Source organism: Mesorhizobium sp. M7A.F.Ca.CA.004.06.1.1 (genome assembly GCF_003999135.1).
Lineage (GTDB): Bacteria > Pseudomonadota > Alphaproteobacteria > Rhizobiales > Rhizobiaceae > Mesorhizobium.
The window spans coordinates 1-15,978 of sequence record NZ_RZPQ01000056.1; the positions used below are offsets into that span (position 1 = coordinate 1).

The following is a 15,978-nucleotide window of genomic DNA, read 5'->3' on the forward strand; positions in this document are numbered from 1 at the left end:
GTTCCAGGATGGCTTCGGCGGGCCGCTTGTCCTCGACATGCACGACCTCCGCGGAGACGCCGACGGCGTTCGCCGACGCCTTGCACTTGTCGAGCACTTCCTTAGCGTGTCGTCCCGCCTCTTCCTTGTAGGCAGCCAGTTCGTTGCCGGCGGCATAGCCGGCCATGGCACCCCCCAAGGCGAAGATCGGGAATGGTTCCGAGACGGTGACGAAGGTGACAGCAGCGCCGAGGCCCTTGGCCAACGTCAGGCCGTGAGTAACGCCCTTGTCGGCCAGTTCCGATCCGTCCGTGGCGATGAGCAGATGTTTGTACATGACGATCTCGACTTGTTGTGCAAGGGCCTGTGCCCTTGTGGTGGCGGGAGCCTTGTGGAGGCTGGCCTTGATATAGTTGCGGCCTCGGGCCGATCACAGGGCCGGCCCGCCGCCGATCAAGGCCAGGCGACCACGCAGTTTTGTACCAAGCGGATTCCCCTTTGCCGCATCGTCGCTTAAGGTGCCGGCGACACTGAAAGGCATTCCATGAGCAACGCGTATCCCCAAATCCATCTGGTCCGGCATGGTGAGACGGCATGGAGCCTTTCGGGGCAGCATACCGGCCGCACCGACATGCCGTTGACCCCGGTTGGCGAGGCCGCCGCGCGGGGTGTCGCCGATAGGCTCAAGGGGCTGTCTTTTTCGGCCGTATGGTCGAGCCCGTCGCAGCGCGCCTACAACACCAGTGTACTGGCCGGCTTCGACGCGCAGAGCGTCAAGAAGGACGATCTGCAGGAATGGGACTACGGCGCCTATGAGGGGCTGACGACAAAACAGATCCTGGCCGAGCGCCCCGGCTGGAATGTGTTTCGCGATGGTTGTCCAAAGGGCGAGATGGCGGCCGATGTCGGCGCGCGGGCCGACAGGATTATCGCCGGGCTGCGCGAGGCCAATGCCGGCATATTGGTGTTTTCCAGCGCGCATTTCTTGCGCGTGCTGGCGGCGCGCTGGATTGGCCTGCCGCCCGAAGGCGGCGCGCTGCTTGTGCTCGAAACAGCCAGCATCAGCGTGCTCGGCTACGAGCATGATTTGAGCGAGCCGGTCATCCGGAAATGGAACCAGAAGTAGGGCGGCTTTGGCCAGCGGCGCCGCTTCCGCCCTACCTGTCGAATTTCTTGATCGCTTCGGCGGTCACCGGCGTGAAGAAATTCACCAGATTGCCATCGGGGTCGCGAAACAGCAGCGAGCGATTGCCCCAGGGCATTGTGGTTGGCTTCTGCACAGTAACATTCCTGACGAGGTCCGAGAGCCTGGCGAATTCAGCATCGACGTCGCCGACGCGGAACTCGAGGATGACGGTGTGGTTGTCGGCGGGGCGGGCGATGTCGCCGCCGAACAGCATCAAGGTGCGCGTGCTGCCAATCGCCAGCGTGCAGGCCGGTGTCGCCAGTTCCGCGAAGTCTTCCGTGTAGACCGTCACGGGCATGCCCGTGATCTCGCCGTAGAAGCGCACGAGGCGCTGAACGTCCGAAGTGATGATGCGGACAGAGACGAAATTCATTGCTTTGGCTCCTGATCGTTGAAGCCGTGGCCGGCTCCCATCCGACCTATAGGCTAGGCCTCCGGACAGCTTTCCGTCAGGAAGGATTGCTGTGAGCCTGCACCAGCGCACGCGCTGCTTACCCCGTCAGCAGCGCCAGTTCCTCCGGTGTCAAATGCCGTGCCGTGCCCTTGGCGAGGTCGCCGAGCGGCAGGCGGCCGATGGCGATGCGGATGAGGCGCAGGACCTCGACGCCGTGCGCGGCGAGCAGGCGGCGGATGTGGCGGTTGCGGCCTTCGTCGAGCACGATCTCCAGCCAGGCGGTGCGGCCACCGCTGCGCAGCAATTCGATCGAGCTGGCGCTCAGGATCTCGCCGTCGACGCTCACGCCCGCGCGCAACGTCTTCAACATCGCCGCGTCCGGCACCGTGCCGACCTGCACGTGATAGGTTTTCGGCAAATGCGAAGCCGGGTCCATCAGCCGGTTGGCAAATCGGGTGTCGTTGGTCATCAGCAGCAGGCCTTCGCTGGCCTTGTCGAGGCGGCCGACCGGCGAGACGAAGGGCAGGTCGAGCCCTTCGAGGCAGGCATAGACGGTGTCGCGCTGCTGCGGGTCGTCGCGGGTGGTGACCAGCCCGCGCGGCTTGTTGAGCATGAGATAGACCTTGCGCTCGGCAACCACCGGCCTGTCGTCGACGACGATGCGGTCGCGGTCGAGGTCGACCCGCAGGGCTGCATTGCGCACCACCTTGCCGCCGATGCGCACACGGCCTTCGGCGATCAGCACCTCGGCCTGCGTGCGCGAGCACAGGCCGAGCTTCGACAGTGCCCGGTTGAGACTGACGCCCAATAGCTTGCTGGTGTGTAGTTTGCCGGCGGGTGGCTTGCCGTTAGGCGGTTTTCCGGCGGGTGGTCGTGCTGCCATGCTGCGGATCGTCCGTTATGACAGACAGATGCCACGGGGGGTGACGGCTTCGCAAGCTGGATGCGGCGAGGGCCGGCAACCCGAGGCCAAGCTTGATCCAGGTCCGCCGCGCATTGGAAGCCGATCGGCGGTTTCAGAATTTGCGCGGGTCGATACCTTTGGTGCCCGGTCCGTAGGGGCTCGGATAGATCTCGCCGATGGTCATCAGTTCGATCTCGCCATCGAGGGTGGAGCCGATGATCTTCACGTCGGGATCATCGCAGCAGAATTCCCAGATCACTTGCCGGCATTCCGCGCACGGCACGCCCGAATAGGGGCCGTGGCAGACGATGGCCTCGATCTGCCGCTCGCCCGCCGCAGCCATCTGCATCACCGCGTTGCGCTCGGCATGCACCGATTGCTGCAAGGTGACGATCTCGACATTGCAGGCGGCGAACAGCCGGCCAGATGAGGTGCGCACGGCCGAGCCGACCTTGTGGTTGGAGTAGGGCGTGTAGGCCTTGTCGCGCGCTTGCGCGGCGGCTGTGACAAGTGCCTGGTCGGCACTCGAAAGCTTGTCGAAGCTGGTCTTCTTCATCGGTCTCTCCACATCCATGCCCCATCCCGCACTGATTCAGGATGGAGCGCTATCTCTTTGCTTTCTTGCGACCTTTCCTGGCTCAAGCGTCCTGCCGCTCCGGCCGTGTAACGAGCCCGGCGGCGAACGGGACGACCGAAAGGAAGAAGCCTACCAGCGAGGCTGGAATGCCGCCGGGTTCGCCCATCAGCACGAGGATGGCGGTCGAGCCGGCGCCCAGCACGATGGTCGCCAACATCGACCAGGAGGGAATGCGCCAGCCGAACGTGGCCGATAGCACGGGCAGCAGCAGGCCCGGCACATAGACCGAGAAGCCGAGCATCAGGATGGTGACGATGCCGGGCACGCTGAGCGCCACCACCAGCGCCACCAGGCCGAGCACGAGCAGCAGGATGCGGCTGGTCCACAGCCTTTCCCTGTCGCTGGCGTCGGGGCGCAGCCGCGAGATCACGTCGCGCTGCAGGGTGGTGGCGGTGATCAGCAATGTCGTGCTGGCCGTCGACATCGCCACCGCCAGGAAGGCGGCCACCAGCACGCCGATGATGCCATGCGGCAAAAGCTGCACCATCAGGTCCGGCATGGCGTTGACCGGGTTGGTGCCGGACGGCAGCAGCGCCTTGGCTGCGACGCCGAGGAAGGTGAGGATGACGCCGAACACGGCCATGATGACGAAGCCGTTGATCAGGCCCTTGCGCGCCGTCTCCGGCGAGTTGGCGGAAAAGACGCGCTGGAAGCCGATCGTGTCGATGAAGCCGGCGGGCAACAGCAGGAACCACACGAATAGCGTCGCAGGCGGCACGTTGGCGAACAGATTGTAGAAGCCGGGAATGTCCCTGGTCGCCTCATAAACATGCGAGACGCCCGGTCCGAAGATGACGAACAACGGCGCCACCACGCCGATGACGACCAGGAAGATGACCGCCTGCAGCACGTCGGTCGCCACCACAGCGAGGAAGCCACCCAGCATGGTATAGACGATGACGACGAGGAAGGCGACGATGGCGCCGGTGGTCGGGTCCATCCCCGAAAACAGCGTGAACACCATCGAGATGCCGAACACCTGCGCGGCCGCCCATGCGAGGTAATTCCAGCTGGTGACCAGCGAGGCGGCGACCCGCACCGAACCCGGATAGTCCTGCGCGACGATGTCGGGCGTCGTCACATGCATGCGCTGGCGCACGATCTTGGCCAGGAAGATGCCCATCAGCAACAGTCCGATCGGGAAGGTGAACCACCACCATGTGCCCGAAATGCCGTAGCGGACCACCATTTCAGGCGTGCCGAACAGGCCGGCAAGCCCGGTCCACGAGGCGAAGGCCGAAATGGTCAGCCACAGCGGCCCCATGCGCCGGCCGGCGACGATGTAGTCTTCCTCGGTCTTGATCGAGCGGGCGAAGAACAGCCCGATTGCGGTGACCGCCACGAGATATACGGCGACAACCGCGATATCCAGATTTCCCATTTTCTACCCCTTCAGGTGCAAAGCCAAATGCCGCGCCACGCCTTGGTGCGGCGCCGTTCTGTCCGTTGCCCCTTTTCGGTGGGGCTTGACGACCCTCTGCAAGATTTGTCACATGCAAAAAACTTTTTTGCAAGTGCTGAATATGGACCATGATCGGAGACTGCGAATGACCCAGGCGAAGGCAAATCTGGCAAACCCGGAACTGGTCGAACGCGGCCGCGCCCGTATCGCCTGGATCCGTTCGCGCATGGCGATGCTCGCCACCCTGCGCTCGGAGTTCCGCGAAACCCAACCCTTCGCCGGCCGGCGCATCGGCGTGTCGCTGCATGTCGAGCCGAAGACTGCGGTGCTGCTCGAGGTGCTCGCCGAAGGCGGGGCCGAGATCGTCGGCACCGGCAATCATGGCTCGACGCAGGACGATGTCGTCGCCTTCCTGCAAAGCCAGGGCATCGGCGTGTTCGGCAGCCGCGCCGACACGCTGGCCGACCATCACGCCAATCTGGCGCGGGTACTGGATGCCAAGCCCGACATGCTGCTCGACAATGGCGCCGACCTTGCCGCCGGCATCATCGAACGCGGCTGGGCGGCCTCCATTCTCGGCGGCACCGAGGAGACGACGTCCGGCGGCGACCGGCTGCGCGGCGAACTGGCCGGCAAGGTGCCGTTTCCGTCGATCGTCATCAACGACAGCCCACTGAAGGCGATCGGCGAGAACAAGCACGCGGTCGGCCAGTCGGTTGTCGAAAGCTTCATGCGCATCACCAATCTGATGATCCCCGGCCGGCGCTTCTGCGTTATCGGCTATGGCTGGTGCGGGCGCGGCATCGCGCAGTACCTGCGGGCGCTGGGCGGCCGCGTGGCGGTCGTCGAGGTCGACGAGATCAAGGCGCTGGAAGCCGCCCTCGACGGCTACCGGGTGGCGCCGCTGGCGGATCTGGCACCATGGGCGCAGGTGTTCATCACCGCCACGGGACGCGCCGGCGTGCTGCCGGCCAGCGCGATTGCCGCCATGCAAGATGGTGCGGTGCTTGCCAACTCAGGGCATTTTCCGTGGGAGATCGACACCGAGGGCATGCGTGCCATGACGACCGGTAGCACCGATCTCGACGGCACCTTGCAGCGTCTCGACCTTGCCAATGGCCGGCATGTCATCCTGGTCGCCGACGGGCGCATGTTCAACCTTGCCGGCAGCGAACCGAAGGGCAATTCGATCGAATCCATGGACATCGGCTTCATGCTGCAGGCGCTGTCGCTGGAGCGGGTGGTGAAGGGCGCTACCGGCGAAAGACCGGCGCCAGGCGCGCAGCCGGTGCCCGACGACATCAACCAACGCATCGCCAGGCTGATGATGGCTACGATGGGGGCTGCCTTGTAACTATAGTAGCTCCTGATTCTATCTCTCTGTTTTGACGCAATTCCTGCCGGAAACCGTTTCACACTTTTCCTGGAATTGCTTGGTCCGGGAAGGATTGTGGGGCATGGCTGGCAAGACTGCGGAAGCGCCGGACTATTCGGTACCGGCCCTGGAAAAGGCGTTCGACGTCATCGAGCTCTTGGCTGAGCAGAAGGACGGGCTGAACCAGGGCCAGATTGCCGAGGCGGTCGGCCGCTCGATCCACCAGATCTACCGCGTGCTGCAGGCGCTGGAACGGCGCGGCTATATCTTTCGCGATCGCCCGGCCGGGCTCTATTTCCTGTCGACCCGCATGTTCGAGCTGGCGCACCGGCATGAGCCGCTGCGCGGCCTCGTCCAGGCAGCGCTGCCGTCGATGCGGCGGCTGTCCGACTCCATCCAGCAGTCCTGCAATCTCGGCGTCCACAATGCCGGAAGGGTACTGATCCTGGCGCAAGTGGAAAGCCCGGCGGCCTTCGGCTTCCGCGTCCGCGTCGGCGCCGAGTTCCCGCTGTTTGCCACCGCCACGGGCCGCACGCTGATGGCGTTCCAGCCGCAGGATAGAGTCAACCAATGGCTGCAAGTCTCTGGTGTTCTTGACGAAAAGGCCGAGGTGGAGCGTGCGCTTGGCCGCATCCGTACCGCCGGCCATGAAGAGGTGGCGGACGGGCTGCAGCCGGGTGTCATCGATCTTGCCTTTCCGGTCATCGGGCCGTTCGGCCACTCCGTCGCCGCGCTGACCGTGCCCTATGTGGCGACCACCTACAGCATGCTCGACCTTGCCACCGTGCGCCACCATGCCGCGCAGGCGGCGCAGGAGATCCGGCTGGTGCTGGCGCCCGAGCCATTAGGCCAAAGCGAGGCCTCGTGACCGCTTCGTTCGCGCCGATAACCAAGACCGTCGTCATCGGTGCCGAGCCGGCCAAGGTCTGGCGGATACTGACGACGCCAGAAATGATCCCGCAATGGATGTCCGACGAGGAGTTGACCGTCAGCCTGCAAGGACAGGCCGGCGGCGCGATCGTGATGCGCGGATTGCTGCACGGAATGCCGTTCGAGAACCATGGCACCATCCGCGCTTTTGAGCCGGGAAGGAGCTTCGCCTACAGCTACTGGAGCACGTTGTCGGCCCCGCGTCTGGCGGACGTGCCCGAAAACCACACGGTGGTCAGCTTCGATCTGGCGCCAGCGGATGAGGGAACGCTGCTGACGCTGACGCTCAGCGATTTTGCCGAACCGGCGATCCGTCCGCATGCCAATCTCTACTGGGGGCCGACCTTGCAGATCCTGAAGGCGGTCTGCGAGCGCGTTTGAGGGCGGGCGTCTCCCCGCGGACGGTCGTCCCGCCCTTACTCTTTGGGGTGTCGGGCGAGAGCCAGCGCGCGGATGCGGTCGGCGACGGCGCTGTCGACCGGGTTGTAGACGGTCAGGCTCAAATCCGGCCGGCCGTCGACCGCGAAGCCCGAATATTCCAGTTCGATATCGCCGAGTTCCGGGTGCTTCAGGCGCTTTGTCCCGTCGCCGTGGCTGAGCACGTCGTTTGCCCGCCACAGGGCGGCAAACTCGGGGCTGGCGCTGCAAAGCTCGTCGACGAGTTCGCGCACCTCGGAGACCGCGCCGGCGCGGGCCGCATCGGCACGAAACGAGCCGACCACGAAACGGGCCAGGTTTTGCCAGTCGTGCTGCCTGGCGCGGATATGGGGACTGAGGAACATGAAGCGCAGGATGTTGCGCTCGCCCTCGGGCAGGGCGCTGTAGTCGGTCAGCACGACCCGCGCGGCGCGGTTCCAGGCAACGACGTCCCACGTAGCGGTCCTGACTATGGCGGGGCTGGCATCGAGCGTGTCGATGAGGCGCTGCAGCCGTGGGCTGACACCCTCGGCACCGGTGTAGCGGACCTCGGGCGGGCGCCCGAGCCCCAGCATGAAAAGATGTTCGCGCTCCGCCTCGGTCAGCAGTAGCCCCTTGGCGATGCGATTGAGGACATCGGCCGAGGGTGCGCCGCCGCGGCCCTGCTCCAGCCATGTGTACCAGGTCGGGCTGATGTTGGCGCGTTGGGCGACCTCTTCCCGGCGCAGTCCCGGCGTGCGTCGGCGGCCCGAAAAGCCGAAGGAAGCCGGATCGAGCCGCGTGCGCCGGTCTTTGAGGAACGCTGCCAGCGAGCCGGCGGAATTGGAGGGCATCCTGTTAGCCATTATACCATGATAAGATCACTACTTTAATAGAATAATAGACCAGCAATATTACGCAGGCAACTGTGCAGGAGATTTTGCATGCGTATCTTTCTCACCGGCGCGACCGGTTTCATCGGTTCGGCGATCGTTCCCGAACTCATCAAGGCGGGCCACCAGGTGGTCGGCGTGACCCGCTCCGACGCCGGCGCCGAGGCGCTGGTCGCGGCAGGCGCCGAGGTGCATCGGGGCACCCTCGAAGATCCCGAGGGGCTGCGCGACGGCGCGGCGAAGGCGGAGGCTGTGATCCATACGGCGTTCGACCATGATTTCTCGCGGTTTGCCGAGAATTGCGAAAAGGACAAGCGCGTCATCGCCGCTCTCGGCGCCGCCCTGGCCGGCTCCGACCGGCCGCTGGTGATCACCTCCGGCGTCGGCATGGGCAGCCCTGGGCATGGCGAACTGGCGATTGAGGACGTCTTCAATGCCAGCCACCCCAATCCGCGCATAGCCTCCGAGCTGGCCGGCAATGCGCTTCTGGAAAACGGCATCAATCTGTCGGTGGTGCGGCTGCCGCAGGTCCACAATCCGGTCAAGCAAGGGCTTATCTCGCCGCTCATCGAGATCGCGCGTGAAAGGGGCGTCTCGGCCTATGTCGGCGAAGGCCGCAACCGCTTCTCCGCGGGCCATCTCCTCGATGCGGCGCGGCTTTACCGGCTGGCCGTGGAAAAGCGGCAACCGGGAGCACGCTATCACGCGGTCGGCGAGGAAGGCGTCGAGGTGCGGGCCATCGCCGAGGCGCTTGGCCGGGGCCTGAAATTGCCGGTCGTCTCCATCGCGCCGGAAAGAGCGGCGGAGCATTTCGGCTGGATGGCAATGTTCGCGCCGATGGATCTGCCGGCCTCCAGCGCGCTGACACAGGCACGATTGGGCTGGCATCCGACCGGCCCGACGCTGATCGCCGATCTCGACGCCATGCGGTATTGATGCGCCTAGCAACGTTTGAGGTGAGCCGAAGTCTCTGAACTTCGTCATCCCTGGGCGAAGCAGGAGCGCAGCTCCGTCGCGGAGACCCTGGGATCCATGCCGCGACCTTAATCATAGGGTGCAGCGGAGCAGAATTCTGCACCGCTGCGGGGCTTCCGAGTCCCGGCATGGATCCCGGGGTCTGCGCTGCGTCGCTTCGCTCCTTGCTCCGCCCCAGGATGACGACTTTTCGGGATCATGCTCCAGGGCTGACCGCGTAGCGCAGATGGACGAGCCCATGCGCCAAGGCCTCGCAGCTCATCAGGGACAACTGCATCTTGCCCGCCAGGCCGCTCTCGCCGAACTCGACGAAGGCCTGGTTGGCGGCGCGTCCATCGATCGCGGGCGCCACGAGAAGGCTCAGTTCATCGACGAGCCCGGCCGCAAGGAACGAACCGTTGATGCCGGCGCCGCCCTCAAGCAGCAGCCGGCTTATGCCGAGTTCGCTGCCGAGCATCTCGAGCACAGCCGCGAGATCGATGTCCGCCGCTTCCGACACGATATAGGACACGCCGTCAGCGGCAAGCTCGGCCAAATGGCTGTCGGCGACGTCGCGCCCAAGCAGCACCACGACATGGTCGCCGCCGATGTCGGGTTTGGAAAAATGGAGCTTGCCCGAGGCATCGAGCGCCACGGCATAACTGCCCGCATCCATTTGCGCGAAATGATAGGGCCGGTCGACCTTGCCGACATTGGCTGGTGGGTGCGCGGCGGCCTTGCTCATCTCGGCCATGGTGACGCGGCCGACGATCCAGGCGTCAGCCGCGAGATCACTGTGGATATGTTCGTAGAGGCTCGACCACTCCGCCCGGGTCCCGTCCGGACTTGTCGTGTAGCGGCTTGGATGAAGGCTGCCGTCGAGTGATGCGAGCATATGGCAGACGATTTGCGGCTTCATACGGGTTCTCCAGATCACAAAAACTTCGCGAGTCAGTCCAAGGTAGTGCCGGGCAGAGGGAATGGAAGCCAAGCATCTCAGGGAGATGTTGCCCACGCTGCAAACCAAAATCCGACAATTCCGATAAATTGCCCGGCACCTCTGTTATATCGAGGTTGCACAAATGGTTGACCCTGGGTTAGCATCCCCAGGCAGGCGTCGGTGGGAGGCTCTTTTTACAGCGGCGGCCAGCTGGAGCGGCATGCGTTTTCGGGCGCAGGGAGGATGCTCCACACTTTGAACCGACGCATGATCCTTCCTGAAACCGATCCCGGTTTTCGGGGTCGTGCGTTCTTGTGGAGGAGGATCCCATGAACAGACGTGAATTCCTGCTGTCGTCCGCGGCTTTCGGCGCCATGATGGTCGCCGCGCCCTCGGTGTTTGCGCAGGACAAGCTCACCATCCTTGGCTCGGTGCCCAGTCTCGGCTTTCCGTTCTTCGTGCACATGCTGAACGAGATCAAGGCGGAAGCCGCCACGCAAGGCGTCAATTTGACCGAAAGCGACGGCCAGAACTCGGCCACCAAGCAGACCGCCGACATCGAGGCGGCCTTGGTGCAGAAGGTCAACGCCATCGTCATCTCGCCGCTCGACGTCAATGCGCTGGCGCCGGCCATCGAGGAAGCGGTCAAGGCCGGCGTTCCCGTGGTGACGATCGACCGCCGTGTCGACGGCGTCGAGGGCATCCTCGCCCATGTCGGCGCCGATAACGTCAAGGGCGGCGAGGCGGAAGCCAACGCGGTGGTGGCGGCGTTCCCCAACGGCGCCAAGCTGTTCCATCTGCAGGGCCAGCCCGGCGCCGGTCCGGCGATCGACCGCAACAAGGGCGTGCACAATGTGCTCGATCCGCTGAAGGACAAGTACCAGATCGTCTTCGAGCAGACCGCCAACTTCGCCCGCGCCGAAGCGCTGTCGGTGACCGAAGCCGGCCTTGCCGCCAACGGCAAGCCGGACGCCATCGTCTGCGCCAATGACGACATGGCGCTCGGCGCCTTGGAGGCCTGTGCGGCGCGCAACTTCACCGACGTCAAGATCTACGGTTTCGACGCGCTGCCGGAAGCGCTGGTCGCGGTGCGCGACGGCAAGCTTGCGGGCACCGTCGAGCAGTTTCCCGGCGAGCAGTCGCGCACCGCGGTGCGCATCGCGGTGGCCTTTGCCAAGGACAAGACCGAGCCGAAGGAGAAGCTGGTGCTGCTGACGCCGATCGTCATAGGCAAGGACAATCTCGACAAGGCGGAGCGGATTGGCGAGACGAAGTAGGGGTTTGGCGGGGATCGGCCGATTGGCAAAGCCGGCGGGACAGCGCTCCCCTCTGTCCTGCCGGACAGAGGGGGGCGTTCAAGCGCTGACAGGCGACATCAACTGCATGGAAGGAGCCACCCTTGCCGCCAGCCGCTGAAGCCGCATCGTCCGAACCCATCCTGCTTGCCGTCGAAGGCATCACCAAGCATTTCTCGGGCGTCACCGCGCTCAGCGACGTCTCGCTCGATATCCGCCCCGGCGAGATCCTCGGCCTGCTCGGCGAAAACGGGGCCGGCAAGTCGACGCTCTTGAAAATCCTCTCGGGCGTCATGCCGCCGTCGGGCGGCCGCATCACTTTCGACGGTGCCGATTATCATCCATCCAGCCCGCAGGATGCCAAGCGGCTCGGCATCGTCACCATCTACCAGGAGCTCAGCCTGATCCCGACGCTGACGGTGGCGGAAAACATCTTTATCGGCCGCGCGCCGACCGGTCCGCTCGGGCTGGTCAGCTGGAGGCGGATGGAGCAGGACTCCCGCACGATCGTCGCCCGCGTCGGCCTCTCCATCGATCCGATGACGCCGGTGTCGGCGCTGTCGGTGGCCGAACAGCAACTGGTCGAGATTGCCCGCGCCCTGTCGCTGAAAAGCCGGCTGATCATCATGGACGAACCGACCTCGGCGCTGACCGAGACCGAGGTGCAGCGGTTGCTGTCGATCATGGACCGGCTGCGCAAGGACAAGGTCGCCATCATGTTCGTCACCCACCGGCTGGAGGAAGCCTCCGCCATCTGCGACCGCATGACGGTGCTGCGCGATGGGCGGCTGGCCGGGCATCTCGACCGTGAGGGTGGACCGATCGCCCTGCCCAAAATCATCGAGAAGATGGTTGGCCGCGCGGCGTCCGAGCTCTACGCCCGGCCGGCGCAACGCGCGGTGGCCGGCGATGTCGTGCTGTCGGTGCGCGGCCTGCGCACCGTGCGCGATCCCGAAGCGCCGCACGCCATCGTGCTCGACGGCGTCGACATCGACCTCAAGGCCGGTGAAATCCTCGGCGTTGCCGGGCTTGTCGGGTCGGGCCGCACCGAGCTGGCGCGCGCCATCTTCGGCGCCGACCGTATCGCGGCCGGCACCATCACGCTCGATGGCAAGCCGATCGCCCCGGCATCGCCCGCAGACGCCATTGCGCTCGGCATCGGCCTGCTGCCGGAGGACCGCAAGCACCAGGCGATCTTTGCCGCGCTGGGCATCCTGCCGAATTTCTCCATCGCTTCGCTGGGCAGCTTCAGCAACGGTTTCGGCTTCATGGCCGAGCGGCGCGAGCGCGATGCGCTGTCCGGGTTTCGCAAAATGCTGTCGATCCGCATGGCTTCGGCCGAGCAGGCTATCGAAGGCCTGTCGGGCGGCAACCAGCAGAAGGTGATCCTGGCGCGCTGGCTGGCGCGCGATCCGAAAGTGCTGATCGTCGACGAGCCGACGCGCGGCGTCGATGTCGGCGCCAAGACCGAGGTGCACCAGATCCTGGTGCAGCTTGCGGCGCGCGGCATTGCGGTGATGATGATTTCGTCCGAGCTGCCCGAGGTGCTTGCAGTGTCGGACCGCATCGTCACCATGCGCCGGGGCCGCATCACCGGCCAGATGCCGGGCGTCGAGGCAAACGAGGAAAGACTGATGGAACTGATGGCACTCGACCGCAAGGAGACACTATGAGCGTGGCGGGGGAACAGGATCAGCGCGGCGGCATCAACTTCGCGCGGCTTTTGATGAGCTTCGGGCCGCTGCTGTTCCTGGTGGCGCTGATCATCGTCTTCACCGTGCTGAAGCCGAGCTTCATGGACCCGATCAACCTGTTCAACATCACAAGGCAGATCTCGATCACCGGGCTGATCGCGCTCGGCATGACCTTCGTCATCCTCACCGCCGGCATCGACCTGTCGGTCGGTTCGCTGCTCGCCTTCTGCGGTATGGTCGCCGCCGTGGTCGCCAAGGGTGGCTCCGCCAACACGCTGTCGCTGTCGACGAGCGGCACGCAAGGATTCGGCTGGTTCGCAGCACTCTTGGCCGCCGTCGTTGTGGGCGCTGCTGCCGGCGGGGTGCAAGGGCTTGTCATCACCCGGCTGAAAGTGCCGCCCTTCGTCGTTACGCTGGGCGGGCTGACGGTGTTTCGCGGGCTGACGCTGACCATCTCAAACGGCGGCCCGATCTCGGGCTTCGACGCCTCGATGCGCTGGTTCGGCACCGGGCTGATCGGCCCCGTGCCGGTGCCGGCGCTGATCTTCGCCGCGGCCGCCATCCTGTGCCATATCGTGCTGCGCTACACGCGCTACGGGCGCGCTGTCTACGCCGTCGGCGGCAATGCCGAGGCGGCAAGGCTGTCGGGCCTGCGCGTCGACCGTATTCTGGTCTCGGTTTATGTCATCGTCGGCTTCTTCGCCGGCCTCGCGGCCTTCGTGCTGTCGGCGCGGCTGAATTCCTCGGAAGCGGTCGCCGGTATCGGCTACGAGCTGACGGTCATTTCGGCCGTCGTCATCGGCGGCACCTCGCTGTTCGGCGGCATCGGCTCGGTCGGCGGTACGGTGGTCGGCGCGGCGCTCATCGGCGTGCTGCAGAACGGGCTGCAGTTCAACAACGTCTCGTCCTATACGCAAAGCATCGTCATCGGGCTCATCCTGATCCTGGCGGTGGCGTTCGACCGGTGGCTGAAATCGCGGGTGAGAAGGTGAGGGGGACGGTTGTCCCTTCTCCCACAAGGGGAGAAGGGGAGCCCCCTTTCTTGCAAAACAGCCGTCCTTTGCTAGAAAGGTTTTGGCGGGTGGCATCGTGAGAGAACCTCATGTTTGCCGATATTATCAGACCGATCACCCTAGGTTTTTCGCTGCTGCGGCGGTTCTGGCCGCAACTCATGGCACTCGTGCTGGCCGGCGTGCTGGTCGGCGATCTCCTCATGCAGCTCGCGGCGAAGGTGGCGCTGGCCAATCACTTCGCCGGGCGCGGCTGACATAGGCGCGCATCGGCTGGACCCGCCAGCGCCCGGCGTCGATGGCGGCATCGGACGGCAATTGCGGCGGGGCGTGGGCGGGCAGGGCGCCGAAGGCCCCCATCAGGCCGGCGACAAGCAGGGCGGCGATGGTTCCCGCGCCGGCCGTTATCCAGGTTTGAAATCTTGAGCGGGCAGTCTTGAACATCCCAAACTATGCACGTCGACGATCAGCCACCCCTGCGCAGTCTAGAAAGAAAAAATTGCCGATGGAACCCGCAAATGGCTGGTCCAGCCTCACGCTGCTTCGCGCGCCCATAGAAGATGGCCATGGCGACGAAAATACCGTGCCACCAGCCGTTGTTGCTTGGCCCTGACCAGGTCGGGCAAGCGCCGCTCCTGGCGCCAGCGCGGTATGTTGCGCCAGCAGGCTATGAAGCGGGCGGCGTCCTCAATGGCCTCTTCCGCCGAGAGCGCCGGGCCAATCGCGGCCAGGAACAGCGCCTCCGACGGTTTCAACTCGTCGATCACTGCCTTGCGCCTGACGTGATCCTGACGGGCGTGGGCGATGCCGTTTCGGCGGATGGCTTCGAAGGCTTCAAGCAGGGCCAGGCTGTCGCCGGCGTAACCGCAGGAACGGGCAAAATCGGTGGCAAAAGCGTCCATTATCGCTCCCGGGTCTGATGCAGTGGGCAGGTTCGTGTCTGACTCACATTTTCATATATATGAAAGCATAACTCAAATTGCACTAGAAGAAAAACTTCGGGGAAAGTTTGAAAACTGCGACTCGACTCCCGGCGCAAAACACAGGAATATGCGAACAAATCAGGAACAACGATGAGGCAGGGGCGATGGCATTGCCGGGCAGGGAACCAACAATCGCGCATGTCGCCTCGATCTCGGTCGAGTGCGCGGATTGCGGCCGCAACCGTTGGTGGCGACCCGATCAGCTGAAGCGGTTCGGCGTGACGGGGAACACGCCGCTTGCCGCTCTGTCGGGCCGCATCGTCTGCGCGGCCTGCCGTGCCGACGGACTGCCAGGAGCGACCGTTACGATCCAGGCGGCCTTCATCGACGAGCGCCAGCGCGTGCGCAGCGAAGCGCAGATGCTGAGCGATCGCGAGGTGCCGCTGGAGGGAGCGAGGCGGGCTTGAGTCTTGTCGAAGGGTGAACGGCCGGTTCGCGTGAGTGAATTGATCGTGCCAGTGGCACGATCAAAGGCCAGCGAACGCCGGGACGCTGCGAAGCAGCGGGGACCCGGCAGGTGGATCCTGCGCTACCCGGCCCTTCGCAAGCTCAGGGCGTTCAAGGCTCGAAAAGCCAAGCAATTGGCTTTTCGTCCGCTGTGCGGACCGCCTTTCACCCCGCAAGGGGAGAAGGCAAGAAGCGCTCCTCAATACCCCAGCAATTCCTTCAGCGGAATCACGCGCCAGACATGTTTGATGGCGTAGCGGTTGAAGGTCAGCGTCTTCGGCGGATTGTACTGCTCGACCACCAGCTCGCCCGCCGTGCGCTTGACCAGCTTCTTGATGAAGGCCTTGCCGTTGCGCTCGTTTTCCTCGGGGAAGGTCTCGATCACCACATGGTCGCCGGGCACCGCGTCGCGGCCGCCGCAATAGATCAGGTCGCCGGGCTCATAACGCGGCACCATGGAATCCGAGAGCACGTGCAGGGCGAACACCTTCGGCAGGTTGCGCACCCCCGGCGGGCGCTGGACGTAACCCGCCGGCTCGCCGTTGAAGGTGAAATCGCC

The 15,978-nt window shown here is 64.8% G+C and carries 19 protein-coding genes; 10 read left to right on the top strand and 9 right to left on the bottom strand.

Going from position 1 to position 15,978, the window contains the following annotated elements; translation table 11 throughout:
- A partial coding sequence (locus EN906_RS06105; protein WP_164777112.1) for a universal stress protein occupies positions 1 to 316 on the bottom strand: 316 nt, incomplete at its 3' end.
- A 207-nt stretch (positions 317 to 523) separates the two neighbouring features.
- Between EN906_RS06105 and EN906_RS06110 the strand changes: the two genes are divergently transcribed.
- A complete protein-coding gene (locus tag EN906_RS06110; protein ID WP_127267215.1) occupies positions 524 to 1,105 on the top strand; it encodes a histidine phosphatase family protein in 582 nt (193 codons plus the stop codon).
- A gap of 31 nt (positions 1,106 to 1,136) precedes the next feature.
- Here the strand turns inward: EN906_RS06110 and EN906_RS06115 are convergent, their stop codons facing one another.
- The 4 genes from EN906_RS06115 to EN906_RS06130 all read right to left on the bottom strand — a co-directional run bounded on the left by EN906_RS06115 (position 1,137) and on the right by EN906_RS06130 (position 4,481).
- Entirely contained in the window at positions 1,137 to 1,538 is a 402-nt protein-coding gene (locus EN906_RS06115; protein ID WP_127267214.1) for a VOC family protein, read from the bottom strand.
- A 118-nt stretch (positions 1,539 to 1,656) separates the two neighbouring features.
- A complete protein-coding gene (locus EN906_RS06120) occupies positions 1,657 to 2,442 on the bottom strand; it encodes a pseudouridine synthase (RefSeq protein WP_236382725.1) in 786 nt (261 codons plus the stop codon).
- Between the two features lie 133 nt (positions 2,443 to 2,575).
- Complete coding sequence (locus EN906_RS06125) at positions 2,576 to 3,019, bottom strand: cytidine deaminase (protein WP_164748890.1); 444 nt, start codon at positions 3,017 to 3,019, stop codon at positions 2,576 to 2,578.
- Positions 3,020 to 3,101: 82 nt separating this feature from the next.
- Positions 3,102 to 4,481 (bottom strand): sodium:solute symporter family protein, encoded by a 1,380-nt coding sequence (locus EN906_RS06130; protein ID WP_127267212.1) that lies wholly within the window; start codon positions 4,479 to 4,481, stop codon positions 3,102 to 3,104.
- Between the two features lie 166 nt (positions 4,482 to 4,647).
- Between EN906_RS06130 and EN906_RS06135 the strand changes: the two genes are divergently transcribed.
- The 3 genes from EN906_RS06135 to EN906_RS06145 all read left to right on the top strand — a co-directional run bounded on the left by EN906_RS06135 (position 4,648) and on the right by EN906_RS06145 (position 7,188).
- A complete protein-coding gene (locus tag EN906_RS06135; protein WP_127267211.1) occupies positions 4,648 to 5,856 on the top strand; it encodes an adenosylhomocysteinase in 1,209 nt (402 codons plus the stop codon).
- A gap of 103 nt (positions 5,857 to 5,959) precedes the next feature.
- The gene (locus EN906_RS06140) at positions 5,960 to 6,745 is read left to right on the top strand and encodes an IclR family transcriptional regulator (RefSeq protein ID WP_127267210.1); all 786 of its coding nucleotides are present in this window, start codon (positions 5,960 to 5,962) and stop codon (positions 6,743 to 6,745) included.
- On the top strand, positions 6,742 to 7,188 hold the full coding sequence (locus EN906_RS06145) for an SRPBCC domain-containing protein (protein ID WP_127267209.1): 447 nt from the start codon (positions 6,742 to 6,744) through the stop codon (positions 7,186 to 7,188). The genes EN906_RS06140 and EN906_RS06145 overlap by 4 nt, the downstream gene beginning before the upstream one ends.
- 35 nt (positions 7,189 to 7,223) lie before the next feature.
- Here the strand turns inward: EN906_RS06145 and EN906_RS06150 are convergent, their stop codons facing one another.
- Positions 7,224 to 8,057 carry a helix-turn-helix transcriptional regulator gene (locus EN906_RS06150; protein ID WP_164748891.1) on the bottom strand — a complete coding sequence of 278 codons (834 nt, stop codon included), beginning with the start codon at positions 8,055 to 8,057 and terminating at the stop codon, positions 7,224 to 7,226.
- Between the two features lie 90 nt (positions 8,058 to 8,147).
- On the opposite strand from EN906_RS06150, the gene EN906_RS06155 reads away from it, so the two are divergent.
- Entirely contained in the window at positions 8,148 to 9,032 is an 885-nt protein-coding gene (locus tag EN906_RS06155; RefSeq protein ID WP_127267207.1) for an SDR family oxidoreductase, read from the top strand.
- 235 nt (positions 9,033 to 9,267) lie between these two features.
- Here the strand turns inward: EN906_RS06155 and EN906_RS06160 are convergent, their stop codons facing one another.
- Positions 9,268 to 9,969, bottom strand: a complete 702-nt coding sequence (locus tag EN906_RS06160) for a RibD family protein (protein ID WP_127267206.1) — start codon at positions 9,967 to 9,969, stop codon at positions 9,268 to 9,270.
- A gap of 350 nt (positions 9,970 to 10,319) precedes the next feature.
- Between EN906_RS06160 and EN906_RS06165 the strand changes: the two genes are divergently transcribed.
- The 4 genes from EN906_RS06165 (at position 10,320) to EN906_RS37200 (ending at position 14,246) form a co-directional block, all read left to right on the top strand.
- Positions 10,320 to 11,267, top strand: coding sequence for a substrate-binding domain-containing protein (locus tag EN906_RS06165; RefSeq protein WP_127267205.1), 948 nt, complete (start codon positions 10,320 to 10,322; stop codon positions 11,265 to 11,267).
- Between the two features lie 122 nt (positions 11,268 to 11,389).
- Complete coding sequence (locus EN906_RS06170; RefSeq protein ID WP_127272662.1) at positions 11,390 to 12,958, top strand: sugar ABC transporter ATP-binding protein; 1,569 nt, start codon at positions 11,390 to 11,392, stop codon at positions 12,956 to 12,958.
- Positions 12,955 to 13,971, top strand: coding sequence for an ABC transporter permease (locus EN906_RS06175; protein ID WP_027035281.1), 1,017 nt, complete (start codon positions 12,955 to 12,957; stop codon positions 13,969 to 13,971). The genes EN906_RS06170 and EN906_RS06175 overlap by 4 nt, the downstream gene beginning before the upstream one ends.
- A 110-nt stretch (positions 13,972 to 14,081) precedes the next feature.
- On the top strand, positions 14,082 to 14,246 hold the full coding sequence (locus EN906_RS37200) for a hypothetical protein (RefSeq protein ID WP_164748889.1): 165 nt from the start codon (positions 14,082 to 14,084) through the stop codon (positions 14,244 to 14,246).
- Between the two features lie 276 nt (positions 14,247 to 14,522).
- Here the strand turns inward: EN906_RS37200 and EN906_RS06185 are convergent, their stop codons facing one another.
- Positions 14,523 to 14,891, bottom strand: a complete 369-nt coding sequence (locus tag EN906_RS06185) for a hypothetical protein (RefSeq protein ID WP_127268737.1) — start codon at positions 14,889 to 14,891, stop codon at positions 14,523 to 14,525.
- Positions 14,892 to 15,076: 185 nt separating this feature from the next.
- On the opposite strand from EN906_RS06185, the gene EN906_RS06190 reads away from it, so the two are divergent.
- Positions 15,077 to 15,379, top strand: a complete 303-nt coding sequence (locus tag EN906_RS06190; RefSeq protein WP_127268738.1) for a hypothetical protein — start codon at positions 15,077 to 15,079, stop codon at positions 15,377 to 15,379.
- Positions 15,380 to 15,618: 239 nt separating this feature from the next.
- On the opposite strand, the gene EN906_RS06195 is transcribed toward EN906_RS06190, so the two are convergent.
- Positions 15,619 to 15,978 (bottom strand): helix-turn-helix transcriptional regulator (locus EN906_RS06195; RefSeq protein WP_164777113.1); only part of this gene is annotated, 360 nt, incomplete at its 5' end.